Consider the following 14532-nt stretch of genomic DNA (forward strand, 5'->3'; position numbering starts at 1 on the left):
TACGGCAAGCCTGTTGGAATTCCTTGACTGGCGTGGTGCCCAATCCGCTAGTCTGGAACCCTATTGGGAAGGAGCCGTTCATGTTCGAATCCGCCGAAATCGGTCACGCCATCGACAAAGATACTTACGACGCCGAGGTGCCGGCCCTGCGTGAAGCCTTACTGGAGGTGCAGTACGAGCTGCAACAGCAGAAGCGCTTCCCGGTGATCATTTTGATCAACGGCATCGAAGGCGCGGGCAAAGGCGAGACGGTCAAGCTACTCAATGAATGGATGGACCCGCGCCTGATCGAAGTGCGTACCTTCGATCAGCAGACTGACGAAGAACTGGCGCGCCCACCTGCGTGGCGCTACTGGCGGCAACTGCCAGCCAAAGGGCGCATGGGCATCTTTTTCGGCAACTGGTACAGCCAGATGTTGCAAAACCGGGTGCACGGTGAGATCAAGGACGCGCGCCTGGACCAAGCCATCGCCGGCGCCGAACGCCTGGAAAAGATGCTGTGTGATGAAGGCGCGCTGATTTTCAAGTTCTGGTTCCACCTGTCCAAAAAACAGATGAAGGCACGTCTCAAGGCCCTCGCCGACGACCCGCTGCACAGCTGGCGCATCAGCCCGTTGGACTGGCAGCAGTCCGAGACTTACGACAAATTTGTGCATTTTGGTGAGCGTATCCTACGCCGTACCAGCCGTGACTACGCGCCGTGGTATGTGATCGAAGGCGTCGACGCGCATTACCGCAGCCTCACCGTGGGCAAGATCCTGCTTGAGAGCCTGCAAAATGCCTTGAAACTGCCCAAGGGTAAGGCCAGCGGCATGAACCCGGCGCCGTTGCTGGCGTCGGTGGACCAGAAGAGTCTGCTCGACAGCCTCGATATGACCTTGCGCCTGGACAAGGATGATTACGAGGAACAGCTGATCACCGAACAGGCGCGTTTCTCCGGTCTGATGCGCGACAAACGCATGCGCAAGCATGCCTTGGTGACGGTTTTTGAAGGTAACGACGCGGCGGGCAAGGGCGGTGCGATCCGCCGTGTGGCGGCGGCACTCGACCCGCGCCAATACCACATTGTGCCGATTGCCGCGCCGAGTGAAGACGAACGTGCCCAGCCTTATCTGTGGCGGTTCTGGCAGAAGATCCCGGCGCGCGGCATCTTCACGGTCTTCGACCGCTCATGGTACGGGCGGGTGCTGGTTGAACGCGTCGAAGGCTTCTGCACCCCGGTGGACTGGATGCGTGCCTATGGCGAGATCAATGACTTTGAGGAGCAGTTGCGCGATGCGGGTGTGATCGTGGTCAAGTTCTGGCTCGCCATCGACAAGCAGACCCAACTGGAGCGCTTCCAGGCTCGCGAGGAAATCCCGTTCAAGCGCTTCAAGATCACTGAAGACGACTGGCGCAACCGCGACAAGTGGGACGACTACCGTGCTGCCGTGGGCGATATGGTCGACCGCACCAGTACCGAAATTGCACCATGGACCTTGGTGGAGGCTAACGACAAACGCTGGGCGCGGGTCAAGGTGCTGCGCACCATTAACCGCGCGCTGGAAGAGGCCTTCGACAAGTCCGACAAGCACGACAAGAAGAAAAAGAAATAACGGGGGCTGGCGCTAATCTGTGGCGAACGGGCTGACCCTGCGTTGGGCTGCGAAGCGGCCCCAAACCCGGTCAATGAGTGTTAACTGAAAGAATGCGGCGTCTGGATCAGAGCCGCTTCGCGCCCCAACGCAGGGCAAGCCTGCTTGCCGCCATGCTTTTGTATATGCCGGGTGAATGATCGTCGCGGTTGCAAAGGCCTGGATCTATCCTCGATGCATCTCCCAGCAACGACAAGATCGAGGTAGTCCCATGCGTGAAGTAGTGATCGTCGACAGCGTGCGAACCGGCCTGGCCAAGTCCTTTCGTGGCAAGTTCAACCAGACCCGTCCGGATGACATGGCGGCCCATTGCGTCAATGCGCTGCTTTCGCGCAATGGCATCGACCCAGTGACTGTCGAAGACTGTATCGTCGGCGCTGGCTCCAATGAGGGCGCGCAGGGCTACAACATCGGGCGCAACGTCGCGGTATTGTCGCAATTGGGTACTGGCACGGCTGGGATGACCCTCAACCGCTTCTGCTCCTCAGGCTTGCAGGCGATTGCGATTGCCGCCAATCAGATTGCCTCGGGGTGCAGCGACATCATCGTTGCCGGTGGCGTCGAGTCGATCAGCCTGACCATGAAAAGTGTCAACACCGATAACCTGATCAACCCGCTGCTTAAAGAGCAGGTGCCGGGCATCTACTTCCCCATGGGCCAGACCGCCGAAGTTGTCGCGCGTCGCTATAACGTCAGCCGCGAAGAGCAGGACCTGTATGCCCTGCAAAGCCAGCAGCGTACGGCTCAGGCCCAGGCCGACGGCTTGTTCGACGATGAAATTGTGCCGATGACGATCAAGTACAAGGTCGAGGACAAGAACACCGGCGCGGTGCAGATCCTTGACGGTGTGGTGGATCGCGACGACTGCAACCGCCCTGACACCACGCTCGCTAGCTTGCAGGGCCTGAAGCCGGTGTTTGCCGAAGACGGCTCGGTGACGGCGGGCAATTCGTCGCAGCTATCCGATGGTGCCTCGATGACATTGGTCATGAGCCTGGAAAAGGCCTTGGCATTGGGGCTCAAGCCCAAGGCATTTTTCCGTGGGTTCACCGTGGCCGGTTGCGATCCGGACGAGATGGGCATCGGCCCGGTGTTCTCGGTGCCCAAGTTGCTCAAGGCCAGGGGCTTGCAAGTGGCGGATATTGACCTGTGGGAACTCAACGAAGCGTTTGCCTCGCAGTGCCTGTATGCGCGTAACCGTTTGCAAATCGACAACGCCAAGTACAACGTCAATGGCGGCTCGATTTCCATCGGGCACCCGTTCGGTATGACCGGTTCGCGGCAAGTCGGGCATTTGGTGCGCGAGTTGCAGCGACGCAATTTGCGTTACGGCATTGTCACCATGTGCGTGGGCGGCGGCATGGGCGCCACCGGCCTGTTTGAAGCCGTACGCTAGACCTCACTGAAAAAAACATGGGCCTATGTGGGGGCTGGCTTGCCTGCGATGGCGGAGTGTCAGCCCACTAGATATCGACTGATCCACCGCTATCGCAGGCAAGCCCGCATTTAATCAGTGGCGTCTCCCAAATCGGCCTAGAATGCCCGTTCCACTCTTCCTCAGGCATTCGGGGCACTCATGCACATCTCTTCCGGCCGCTGGGTCTATGGCTTTGGCTTGACCCTGCTGACCGCGTTCCTCTGGGGCATCCTGCCGATCAAACTCAAACAAGTGCTGTTGGTGATGGATCCGGTGACGGTCACCTGGTTTCGCCTGATCGTCGCTGGCAGCTGCTTGTTTATCTACCTGGCCCTCACCAAGCGCCTGCCCAGTCGTAAAGTGCTCGGCCCCAAGGGCGGTTGGCTGGTGGCCATGGCGGTGTGCGGGCTGGTGGGCAACTACGTGCTGTACTTGGTCGGCCTGAAAATGCTCAGCCCCGGCACCGCACAGTTGGTGGTGCAAATGGGGCCGATCTTTCTGATGGTCGCCAGTGTGTTTGTGTTCAAGGAGCGTTTCAGTCTCGGGCAGGGCGTTGGCCTGGTGGTACTGATCATCGGCTTCGGGTTGTTCTTCAATCAACGCCTGGTGGAACTGTTGACGTCGATGGGCACCTACACCGCAGGTGTGCTGACCATTCTGCTCGCCACTACCATTTGGGTGTTCTACGCATTGGGCCAGAAGCAATTGCTGACGGTGTGGAATTCGCTGCAAGTGATGATGGTGATCTATCTGTCGTGCGCTGCGCTGCTGACGCCGTGGGCGCATCCACTGGAGGCGCTGCAGTTGAGCCCGCTGCAAAGCTGGCTGTTGCTGGCGTGCTGCATGAATACCCTGGTGGCTTACGGTGCCTTTGCCGAAGCGCTGGCGCATTGGGAGGCCTCACGGGTCAGCGCGACCCTGGCACTGACGCCATTGGTGACCTTTGTGGCGGTGGCGGTGGCGGCGTGGTTATGGCCGGACTTTGTGCACGCCGAAGAAATCAACGCCCTGGGCTATGCCGGGGCGCTGGTGGTGGTGTTGGGCTCGGCGACCGTCGCGCTTGCGCCATCGTTGCTCGCCGGGCTCAAGGCCCGGCGTTTACGCCTGGCGCCTTAATGCCCGGCTTCGAGCATGTTTTCCGGGCGCACCCACTGGTCGAACTCCGCGTCGGTGAGGTAGCCCAGGTCCAACGCGGCTTCACGTAGCGTCAGGCCTTCGGCGTAAGCCTTCTTGGCGATCTGCGCCGACTTGTCGTAGCCGATGTGTGGATTGAGCGCGGTCACCAGCATCAGACCGCGCTCCAGGTGCGCGGCCATTTGCTCGGCGTCGGGCTCGAGGCCAGCGATGCAGTGTTCCTGGAAGTTGTTGCAGCCGTCGGCCAGCAGGCGGATTGATTCCAGCAGGTTGTGGATGATCACCGGCTTGTACACGTTCAGTTGCAGATGCCCTTGGCTGGCGGCGATGCCGATGGTGACGTCATTGCCCAGCACCTGGCAGGCGAGCATTGACAGCGCTTCGCACTGGGTCGGGTTGACCTTGCCTGGCATGATCGAGCTGCCCGGCTCGTTGGCCGGCAACTTGACCTCGGCCAGCCCGGCACGGGGGCCGGAGCCTAGCAGGCGCAGGTCGTTGGCGATTTTCATCAGGGCCACGGCCAGGGTTTTCAGCGCGCCGTGCAGGGTCACCAGTGGCTCATGGCCGGAGAGGGCGGCGAACTTGTTCGGTGCGGTGACGAACGCAAACCCCGATAACGCGGCCAGCTCGGCGGCAATTGCCTCGCCAAAGCCATGAGGCGAGTTGAGCCCGGTGCCGACGGCGGTGCCGCCTTGGGCCAGTTCGCAGACTGCAGGCAGGGCGCTGCGGATCGCGCGTTCGGCGTAATCGAGCTGGGCGATAAACGCCGAGACTTCCTGGCCAAAGGTGATCGGTGTGGCGTCCATCATGTGGGTTCGCCCGGTCTTTACCAGCTTCATGTGCCGCGCCGACAGTTCCGCCAGCCCACCCGACAGGTTGCTGATCGCCGGCAGCAGCTGTTTGTTTACCGCCTGCACCGTCGCAATGCTCATGGCGGTGGGGAAGCAATCGTTGGAACTCTGTGAGCGGTTCACATGATCGTTAGGGTGCACCGGGCTCTTGCCGCCGCGGGTCTTGCCCGACAGCTCGTTGGCACGGCCAGCGATCACTTCATTGGCGTTCATGTTGCTCTGGGTGCCGCTGCCGGTTTGCCACACTACCAGCGGGAACTGGTCGTCATGTTGACCGTCGAGCACCTCATCGGCGGCCTGTTCGATCAGGCGGGCGATATCGGCGGGCAAGTCGCCGTTGCGGTCGTTGACCCGCGCCGCGGCCTTTTTGATCAGGGCTAAGGCGTGCAGCACCGCCAGGGGCATGCGCTGCTCGCCGATGGCGAAATTCACCAGTGAACGTTGGGTCTGCGCGCCCCAGTAAGCGTCATCCGGGACGTGAACGTCTCCCAGGCTGTCGGTTTCGATACGGCTCATCGGGCACACTCCTTCAGGTTCGTTTGCGCAGTTTAGGCCGTGATGGGCCAGTGGGGTTCCATAAAAGACTGTTCATCGGGTTCAAGTCCCGCAAAACCAGGCCCGATAAGGGGTGGGGTTGAGACATTTCGTTTATTAGGCGCAGAATAGTCGCCTTTGGGGGTAATACCTCGCCTGCTAGAAAGGAAACTCGATGACTCGTCTTCGTGCCATCTGTACCGCGGTTGCTCTGGTTTGCGCCAGCGGCCAAGTGTTTGCCGATACCGCCAGCCATAACGCCAGTGCCGAAGCCTTCCTTACCCTGGCCCACGCCGACAAGCTGGGTACTCCGGTGTACATGCAAGTTCAGCAAATGTTCGCCCAGCGTTTCGAACAGACCAAGGCACCTGCCGCCAAGCAGTCCGTACTGGACAGCTATCAGGCCAAGGCCAATGCCGCCCTGGACCAGGCCATCGGCTGGCCGAAGTTGAAGCCGGACATGGTCAAGCTCTACACTACTAACTTCAGCGAATCGGAGCTCAAGGACCTGGTTGCGTTCTACCAGTCGCCATTGGGCAAGAAAGTCCTGGAAAAAATGCCGCAACTGACCCAGCAATCGGCCCAGATGACCCAGGCCAAACTGGAAAGCGCCGTGCCGGTGGTGAACAAGCTGTTGGAAGACATGACCAAAGAGCTGACGCCTAAAGCCGCCGCCCCGGCCAAGAAGAAGTAAGCAGGAATGACCATGCAACAGCGTATCGAAACGGCGCTCGCCGCTCTGAGCCCACAACACTTGAGCGTGCTGGATGAAAGCCACATGCACAGCCGTGGGTTGCAGACCCACTTCAAGGCCGTGCTGGTCAGCCAGCAGTTCGAGGGGCTTAACCGCGTCAAGCGCCACCAGAAGGTCTACGCCACTCTGGGTGACCTGATGAGCGAATTTCATGCGCTGGCGCTGCATACCTATACGCCTGAGGAATGGGCGAAAACCGACGCAGCCCCGGCCTCGCCGACCTGCGCCGGCGGGCATTGAGCTCAGCCTCGACCCGCGTGAGCGGGTCGAGGCGATGCCAGTACCCGGATATATAAACCATCTTCCTGCACCACCTTGCCCCCTCCACCTTCCCTAGACTTTCAAGACTACTTATTCAGAAATGAGGTCTTGAGGTCATGTCTAATTCCGTCCACCGAAATACGCCGTCCCTGGCCGCTATCGACCCGCGTGGATTGATTGTCCGTCACATCGACTATCACCGTTCAACGGCAGAGGTTGAACCGCAAGTGCGCATTCATCGTCAGGTGTTCGGCAGTTCTGGCTTGATGATCGAGCAGTGGGACCCGCGCCTGTTGCAATTGTCGCGCTCACAGGCTGGCACTCAAGCCAATCAACGCACGGTCTACAGCCTTGGCGGGCATGCGTTGCGCATCGACAGCGTGGATGCCGGCTGGCGGCTCGCGTTGCCGGGTGAGGCCGGGCAGTTACTGGACGAGTGGGACGGGCGGGGCGCCCATCAGGCGCATCACTACGATCAATACGTACGGCCCGCCGCCGTCTTCGAGCAAGCGGCCAATGACGAGCAACCGCTATGTGTCGAGCGTATTGCCTATGCTTCAAACTCGCTTGAGGAGGCCGCACGCAATCGCTGTGGCCGGGTGATTCGCCATGATGATGGCGGGGGATCGTTGTTCCACGAGTTTTATGGGCTGAACGGAGACGTTGTCCAGCAGACTCGACGCTTCCGGCAGGCTACTGCTGCGCTGGATTGGCCGCTGCCCGATGCACAACGGGACGTGCGCCTGGACCCCGAGCGTTTCCAGACATCAACGGGTTTCAACGCGCAGGGTGAGCGCTTGCATCACACGGATGCCAAGGGCAATCGCCTGGAGTATGCCTATGGCATTGACGGCCAGCCGGCGAGCATCGCTGTGTTGCCTGCGGGCGGTGTGCACACGCCGTTGATGGGCCAGCGTCGCTACAATGCGGCGGGCCAAGTGATCAGCGAACGCGCCGGGAATGGCGTTGTGCGTACCTTGCAGTACCAGGAAGCCGATGGCCGCTTGCGGCAGATGAGTGCCCGTGTGCAAGGGCCGACGGGCACAGCACTGCAAGATCTGACCTACGATTATGATTGCGTCGGCAACGTTGTACGGATCGACGATCTTGCCCAGCCAACACAATGGTCGAGTAACACCCGGATCAGCTCGGCCAGCCTCTATGAGTACGACACGTTATCGCAATTGACCAAGGCCACCGGGCGCGAAACTGCGGGCAACAAGTGGGGCCCCGCGTTACCGGCGAGGGTGGCGTTCGGCTCGACTGACGACAGCGTCTGGCGTCGCTACACCCAGCAGTTCAGTTATGACGCGGCTGGCAACTTGCTTGAGTTGCAGCACGTGCCCAGCAGCGGCACAGGGTTCACGCGCCAGATGAGCGTGGCCGCGCGCAGCAATCATTTCGTGCCGCAGGCCGATGGCAGGGCCGTGCCGGGGTTGGGGCAGGACTTTGACCGCAACGGCAATCTGCAAGCATTGGAGGGCGATCAACGCATGGGCTGGGATGTGCGCAATCAACTGGTGCGCATCACCCAGGTGCTGCGCGAGGGAGGACGCGACGATGAGGAACGCTACGCATACGATGCGACCGGACGACGCATCCTCAAGCGCCGGGTAACCCAAGCCAAAGGGGTGTCGCATACGGCGCAGGTGCACTACTTGCCAGGGTTGGAGATTCGCCATGACAGTGCAACGGGTGAGCAACTGAATGTACTCAACCTCGATGTCGGGACCCTCACTATCCGGGTACTGTCCTGGGATCGTCACCCCTCGGGCGGCAGCCAGGCTACGCAGATCCGTTACGGTTTGTCGGACCACTTAGGCAGCAGCACGATCGAGTTGGGCGAGCAGGCGCAACTGCTCAGCCAGGAAAGCTATTATCCCTATGGTGGTACCGCGTGGTGGGCGGCGAAAAGCGCCAGCGAGGCGAGCTATAAATTCATCCGTTATTCGGGCAAGGAGCGCGATGCCAGTGGGTTGTCCTACTACGGCTTCCGGTATTACGCGCCGTGGTTGTGTCGCTGGATCAGCCCGGACCCGACCGGCGATGCCGATGGCTTGAATGTTTACGCCATGGTTGGCGGTAACCCTGTCACTAAGGTTGATGCGCAGGGGCTGGCGGCGACACCGGCTTTGGAGCAGCCCCGCCAGATGCAACTGCGCAGGCCTTCCATCAGCCGCAGGATCGCGCATATCGCACGTATTGCTCGCCCCAGGATACAGGCGGGTGCATCGGCCGCGATTCGCGACGGTTTATCCACCTATATTTCCAATGCTATTTCGACGGGCGTCGATCTGGCGATCTTCAGTAACGTCCAGCCCACGGCGCAACGCAACCAAATCTTGCGCCTTACCGTCGCGGTGCTGGATGCCGTGTCCACGGCACATATGAGCACCGGTATCGCCGGTAACTGGACGCAATTGGCGCCACAGATCGGTGCTCTTTTTGCAGGTGCCGCGGGGATGGGGTTTGCCGTTTATGGCGTCTCGACAGGTGCTCAAACCGAGGACAGCTGGGACCCGGTAGCGGTCCAACGGTTGGGCGGGCATGTGCGCGCGCTGTCCAGGGAGCTCGCGCAGCAGGTCCTCCGTGGGCACGGTACTGGCGTCTCCTGGGGCAGCACGCCCCTGCGCGGCAGGGTCACGCGCACCGCCGGAGCGACGGCGGCCTATGCCCTTGTGACTGTGGCCAACGCGGTATACGGCGGGGAAGTGCCTGCGCTGATGCAACCCAATGTGTCACCTGCAATAGAAGCCTACGATGGAGCGATGGGAACGATGATTCGTGGCGGTCACCCGACGGCCTCCCACGACCCCCATGGCCAAACTCTGCAGATCCCCGACCCTGTCGCGACGATGCACGGTGGGCTGAGCAGAATGTTCAATCAGGTGTGGACGTACTGGGCGGCGACCGGTGTCGAGGCATTGGCCGTTGCGCTGACGGGCTTGCCCGTGGCCGCACAGGGCCGGATGACTCGCAACATTGTGATGGCGGCCCGCGGCGTGATTTCCGCGCTGACCGAATGGCGTGGCTTTTTCGTTCAGTTCGCCAGGGGCGGGTATTCGACCTTGTCGGCGGGCTGGCGCCGAAGCCCGCGGCCTCAGTAACTAGGAGGGTGGATGGGCCGCCGCAACGGCTGTTCGAAAGTGACCCACCGTAAGGGCCAGCCCTTTCAAGGTCTCTGTGCCGAAGGCCTAAGCAGTGGTGATTCAGAGAGAACAGGCGGCAAGTTTGCTGTGGCGAGGGAGCTTGCTCCCGCGCCACAACCGCGCAGCCGCGTCCTTATCGTTTTTCAATCAGTGCGTTGGAGGGCGCAGCCTGCAGCTCTTCGTAGGTATCGTTTTCATCCTCATTGACGGTGTACCAGGCCCAATAGGTGGTACGTCGCATGAATCCTGCGGCGGTCAGTGTCTGTGTCGGGCGTCCTAGAGGGTCGTAGAACTGTCGGTCGCTGTGGCCCAACTCGCGCATGGATTGATCATTGACGTAGGCGTGCTTGTCAGCGAAGTAGGGGCGGTACACGCGAATGACCAAGCCCTTATTGTTGTATTCGACACGCTCACTGACGCGCCAGCGCGAGTCGGCGTGCACTTGGCGCAGCTGTTTTTTCAAGGTGCCGGGTGCCGTATCGGGTATCTCGTCGACCAGCAAGTTGCCCTTGTCGTCGACCGCATTGGCCAGGCCAGGCTCAGTCTTTTGCTTGGTCTGTAAGGTACGACTGAAGCCATCCCAACAGGTCAAGGTCAGGCGAATTTGTTGGGCGGCATCATCCGGGTAGCGGTCGGCTTGCAACATGAGCCCATGTACCGGGGTCTGGCTGGCTTTGTCGATCAACGCCTTGAGTTGTTTATCGCTGTCACTGAGCGCCTTGCGAGCGCCTAGGCGTGCCCGCGCGCTCATGCGGATATGCCCGCTGGGGAGCAGATAGGCCTTGGTGATCCACTCTGGCTTGACCAGGGCCAGGTCGATCGCGCCCATCCAACTGAACGGGGCGTAGCAGTGTGCGCTGGCCATGCTCTGCAACACGCTTTGCGCGTGTTCTATGGCAAACCCGGGCGTTACATGTTTGAGCGGGCGGTAGCTCTCCAAGGCGGCGAACCCCACTTTGCGGCTTTGTTCGTGACCGTGAAAGGTGTTGACGAGCAGTTGCCCGAAACCGTCATAAAGCGCTTCTTGAATATTGCCATTGGGGTCGACAATTTTGGTCGGCAGCAGCAATCGATAGTCGTATTGGGCGTTGGTTACGCAACCGTCGGGCATTTTTACACGCACGGTTTGCAACCAATAGGCGTCATAGTTGAGCGCTGTTTCGCCATGAGCCTCGGTGGCCCGCAGCGCCCGTAACCGATAAAACTGGGAGGCCTTGGCATAGCGTGGAAAGTGCCGGCGAATCGACCACAGGCGATTCTCCTTGGGCGGCACCTCGCCGTCGAATAGAAAAAATAGCACCATGGGGTGATAGCCGCTGTCGCTGAGCTTTTGCACCAAGTCAACCGGCGGTTGGTTGGGCATCGCCGGTATGTCCTTGTAAACATTCAGGGCGTTGTCATCCAGCTCTGCGGTTTCCAGATAATCGGTCAAGGCCTGGGCAGTGGCGACGCCGGGCTCCAGGGTTTTGCCCAGGCCACCGGCTTGCCGATAGTGCTGCACCGACAAGCTGCTCAGTTCGCGCGTGGCACCTGCGGCCAATGGCCCATCGCGGTTGTCGATGAACCCCTCATAGGCGATACGCCCGAGGTCTAACCCGTCGGCCGCTGGAGTTTTGCCCAGCACCAGAGCATTGTTTCGTTGGCGGTAGGGCAAGGCCAGGCGCCAGTGTTGTGCGTCGTCCAGATGAATGTGCTGTGCCAGCGTTTCGCTCAGGTAATAGGACTGTTGCGCGCTGTCATGGGTATCGCGCCACCAGCGCTGGTGATGATCATCGACCAGCACCGCGGGCGGTGAGCTGAGGGTGCTTGTACGGCGGGCATAATGCAGGGTGACGCCATGCACCAGGCAGCCATAGGCATCCCAGCGCAGGTTGATCTGGTGCTGGCACACGGGATCGTCTTCCACCCCTTCATATTGATAACTGATCGACTCCAGGGCTAATGGCAGCAGCCGGGCATAGGGCGTATGGGCACTCTTCGGCGCCAGTTCGCGGATCAGATAACGCTGTTGCTTAACTGAATAGGGCACGGCACCTTGCGCCGGGGCCGCCGCTGCCACCTCCACGCGTAGCACACTGCCGCTGAGTGCGCGTGCCACTTCGCGTGCCAGCGGCGGCGCAGGGTCGCTGATCAAGTCGTCGTGATGATCCAGCGGCTGCGCCCCGGCCGTCACCCTGTAACGGCTGACCAGCGTGCGGCCCATAGCCTTGGCCTGTGTGTCGTGAGTGCTGTGGCCGAGGGTGGGCATGTCGATGGATTGCCCGGTATGAAACCAGGTTTTGGTGCGCACGGGTGCACTGAAACCCTGAGCGTGTTGCGTGTCTTTGCTGCTTTCGGTGTCGGTTTGCAGCACCAGCCCGAACCCCCTAAATTCGCGGTCCGTGCGGTCGTAATAAGCCTGGCGATAGTGCCAGTGTTGGGTCAGTTGGTTGCCGGTAATTTCATCTCGCTGGGTTTGTTGGCTGACCAGCATCAGCGCAAAGGGTAGCTGGCTGATCGCAGGTTGGCCGTTGGCATGGCACTCATGTTTTTCATCCAGCCATTCCTGGGCACTGCTGCGATACTTGATCGAGGTCTGAGCGCCCATGTTGTTGTCGGTTCGCAGGAGCAACCTAGGCTTTTGGGTAAAAAAATCGTAGCGCCAGTGAATGGGCGTCTGGTGGGCGGCGGTCAGGATCAGGCTAGGGCAGCCCAGGCCGTTCAAGTCGACGACGTTGACCTGGCATTGGTCGTCATACCGCACGTCCTCTGGCCACGGGACTTTGATCGCCTCTGTCTCGAAGCCGTTGCCAGCTTTATTGAGGAAAATACACAGGTGCGCGGCGCTCAAATACAGTAAGTCCGTAGCGCCACTTCCATTGAGGTCGACGAGCAGTACATTGGCTGCCTTGAACGTTTCATAACGGAGCGGCAACGTGGCCAACACAAACCCCTGGGCAAAACGTCCTCGACCCAGGTTCGGCCAACATTTGACTTCGTTATGACGGATACGCACCAGATGCTGCTGGCCCGTGGCGAGCACATCGCTGAACGCCACCAGTTCGCTGGGTGAGGCGGAAACAATCGGCAAGGCGTCGTCGAGCGTATGAGGCACCTCGATAGCGGGTGCGAAGCCGGTGTTTCGGCGATTGGCATACAGGCGCACGCTACGGGGGCCGATCATGGCAACGTCAGGATGTCCCGTACCCATCAAGTCGGCGAGTATTCCCAGGGGATGGAAGAACTCCGACGGGAATGCATCGAACGGCGTGAAGGTTGACCAGTTGCGCTGTTCGTCCAGGCTGAAAAAGCCGCTCATTCCTGGGTGGGCAACCAGCCAGTCCAGACGGCCATCGCCGTCCACATCGGCTAGCACCTGGTGGATGGGCCGGGTGCTATCGGCGACCGGCACTCGCCCCAACGCCTGGGCCGCGCCGTAAGTCACCTTGTCGCCGGTTTTCGTGTGCTGTGACCTCAGGGGTTCACGGTAGTACCAACTCTTGTCAGCGCGATATAACAGACCGGGTATGCCTTCGCCATACAGATCGACCAGTTGATAGCGATCGTTGTCATGCAGCCCGGGCAGTGAACTGAAGGGCTGATAGCGGCGCTGGTCCACCTTGAGCTGGCTCGATTGGTAAAAACACTCCAGTGGCGGGCGGCTCACGCTATTGCCCGAGCGGTCGAAGGCCTGCTCATGCACCCCAATCAACAGGCTGACATGGCTGGGCGCGCGGTATTCCAGCAGCAGACGCTTGACCAGCACCGGGTCGGCGCCCATTTGCGCTTCCTTGGGGAAGTGGTGAAACATCAGAATCTGGTTGCAACAGCGCAGGGTGCGTAGCTCGAAGCCGAACGAAAAGTCCGAGCAGGGGTCGCTGCGTGCTGGCCACTTCTGTGTAGCCTGATACGTCGGCCGCTGATCCAGTTCGAGGGCGCGTTCGCCATAGTCAAAGAGCAACTGAAAGTGCCAGCCCATGTCCGGCTCATTGTCGGTCTGCCAGAGGTAGAGCTGTTCCTGCTCCTTGGCGGTGAAGTTGCCGTAGCAGACGCGCTCCAGGTAATGCTGGGCTCGACAGTCCCTCGGGTAGCGCGAGGGATCGGTTTCTTTTTTGTAGTGATAATAAATGTGTTCGCCGTGGGGGTTCAGGCTTTCCTGCAACAACCATTGCGCCACATGGTGCGGGTGGTCCGGATCGGCAATTCGGGCCAACGGGGTTTTTCCGTAAAAGTGCTGACTGCCATCGGCGCTTTGTATCAACCAGAAGCCTGCCGTATCGGTTGCCGAGTGCCAGTGCTCGATATGGTCGAAGTGGCCCTCGATCCTGGGAAAGTATTGGGTAACCGTGTACGCGATAGTCAGTGTCAAACCATTGAACGCGGTCGGTCGGCGGCTGACGGTTGCACCCTGAACATCGCGTTCGGGTAGCCATATTTGCACGTCGGGGCCTACTAATACGTCGTGCTCCGTGTAGGCCGGCACGCCATGGGAGGTGCGCCGGCTGATGGCTGGCAGGGGCACCCCCCAACCCAATCCGAAGGGGCCGTTGCCGGCGCTGCTGTGGTAGGTCAGTGACATGGCCGGCGCGTAGCCGCGCGCGGGAGAGATCGGCAAGGGAATTTCAAAGCTTGCCGTACCACTGGAGCCGATATCGCCCCAACCCTTGCCGGTGCCTTGGATGGCAGCACCGCCTTTGGGCAGCGTCGGGGTATTGACCTGCCGTTTGAGAGTGTCGTCGCTCATGCCTGACCCCGACTGGCTGGGGCGGGGGCGCGAGGGCGTGCGGGATCAATCAGTTGAGTGAGCAAGGAGCTGCTT

General features: G+C 60.5%; 8 protein-coding genes. 6 read left to right on the forward strand and 2 right to left on the reverse strand.

What is annotated here, in order from left to right:
• The first annotated feature begins 80 nt into the window (after positions 1-80).
• The 3 genes from pap (at position 81) to FW764_RS05025 (ending at position 4167) form a co-directional block, all read left to right on the forward strand.
• Complete coding sequence (pap, locus tag FW764_RS05015; RefSeq protein WP_446433014.1) at positions 81-1595, forward strand: polyphosphate:AMP phosphotransferase; 1515 nt, start codon at positions 81-83, stop codon at positions 1593-1595.
• A 250-nt stretch (positions 1596-1845) separates the two neighbouring features.
• The gene (locus tag FW764_RS05020) at positions 1846-3030 is read left to right on the forward strand and encodes a thiolase family protein (protein WP_446433015.1); all 1185 of its coding nucleotides are present in this window, start codon (positions 1846-1848) and stop codon (positions 3028-3030) included.
• Between the two features lie 180 nt (positions 3031-3210).
• The gene (locus tag FW764_RS05025; protein WP_446433016.1) at positions 3211-4167 is read left to right on the forward strand and encodes a DMT family transporter; all 957 of its coding nucleotides are present in this window, start codon (positions 3211-3213) and stop codon (positions 4165-4167) included.
• On the opposite strand, the gene FW764_RS05030 is transcribed toward FW764_RS05025, so the two are convergent.
• Entirely contained in the window at positions 4164-5552 is a 1389-nt protein-coding gene (locus FW764_RS05030; protein WP_446433017.1) for a class II fumarate hydratase, read from the reverse strand. The two genes, FW764_RS05025 and FW764_RS05030, sit on opposite strands and share 4 nt — an antisense overlap.
• A 193-nt stretch (positions 5553-5745) precedes the next feature.
• On the opposite strand from FW764_RS05030, the gene FW764_RS05035 reads away from it, so the two are divergent.
• The 3 genes from FW764_RS05035 to FW764_RS05045 all read left to right on the forward strand — a co-directional run bounded on the left by FW764_RS05035 (position 5746) and on the right by FW764_RS05045 (position 9692).
• The gene (locus FW764_RS05035) at positions 5746-6264 is read left to right on the forward strand and encodes a DUF2059 domain-containing protein (RefSeq protein WP_446433018.1); all 519 of its coding nucleotides are present in this window, start codon (positions 5746-5748) and stop codon (positions 6262-6264) included.
• 6 nt (positions 6265-6270) lie between these two features.
• Positions 6271-6564, forward strand: coding sequence for a BolA family protein (locus FW764_RS05040; protein WP_446433019.1), 294 nt, complete (start codon positions 6271-6273; stop codon positions 6562-6564).
• A 137-nt stretch (positions 6565-6701) separates the two neighbouring features.
• Complete coding sequence (locus FW764_RS05045) at positions 6702-9692, forward strand: RHS repeat-associated core domain-containing protein (protein WP_446433020.1); 2991 nt, start codon at positions 6702-6704, stop codon at positions 9690-9692.
• Positions 9693-9867: 175 nt separating this feature from the next.
• Here FW764_RS05045 and FW764_RS05050 read toward each other — a convergent pair whose 3' ends face one another.
• The gene (locus tag FW764_RS05050; protein WP_446433021.1) at positions 9868-14457 is read right to left on the reverse strand and encodes a SpvB/TcaC N-terminal domain-containing protein; all 4590 of its coding nucleotides are present in this window, start codon (positions 14455-14457) and stop codon (positions 9868-9870) included.
• Positions 14458-14532: the final 75 nt, after the last annotated feature.

This window comes from Pseudomonas sp. 1152_12 (assembly GCF_052850675.1).

Excerpts from the sequence above, each read along its gene's own strand:
- FW764_RS05020 (WP_446433015.1), top strand. The coding sequence starts at position 1,846 with ATGCGTGAAGTAGTGATCGTCGACAGCGTGCGAACCGGCCTGGCCAAG.
- FW764_RS05030 (WP_446433017.1), bottom strand. The coding sequence starts at position 5,552 with ATGAGCCGTATCGAAACCGACAGCCTGGGAGACGTTCACGTCCCGGAT.
- FW764_RS05040 (WP_446433019.1), top strand. The coding sequence starts at position 6,271 with ATGACCATGCAACAGCGTATCGAAACGGCGCTCGCCGCTCTGAGCCCA.
- FW764_RS05045 (WP_446433020.1), top strand. The coding sequence starts at position 6,702 with ATGTCTAATTCCGTCCACCGAAATACGCCGTCCCTGGCCGCTATCGAC.
- FW764_RS05035 (WP_446433018.1), top strand. The coding sequence starts at position 5,746 with ATGACTCGTCTTCGTGCCATCTGTACCGCGGTTGCTCTGGTTTGCGCC.
- FW764_RS05050 (WP_446433021.1), bottom strand. The coding sequence starts at position 14,457 with ATGAGCGACGACACTCTCAAACGGCAGGTCAATACCCCGACGCTGCCC.
- FW764_RS05025 (WP_446433016.1), top strand. The coding sequence starts at position 3,211 with ATGCACATCTCTTCCGGCCGCTGGGTCTATGGCTTTGGCTTGACCCTG.
- pap (WP_446433014.1), top strand. The coding sequence starts at position 81 with ATGTTCGAATCCGCCGAAATCGGTCACGCCATCGACAAAGATACTTAC.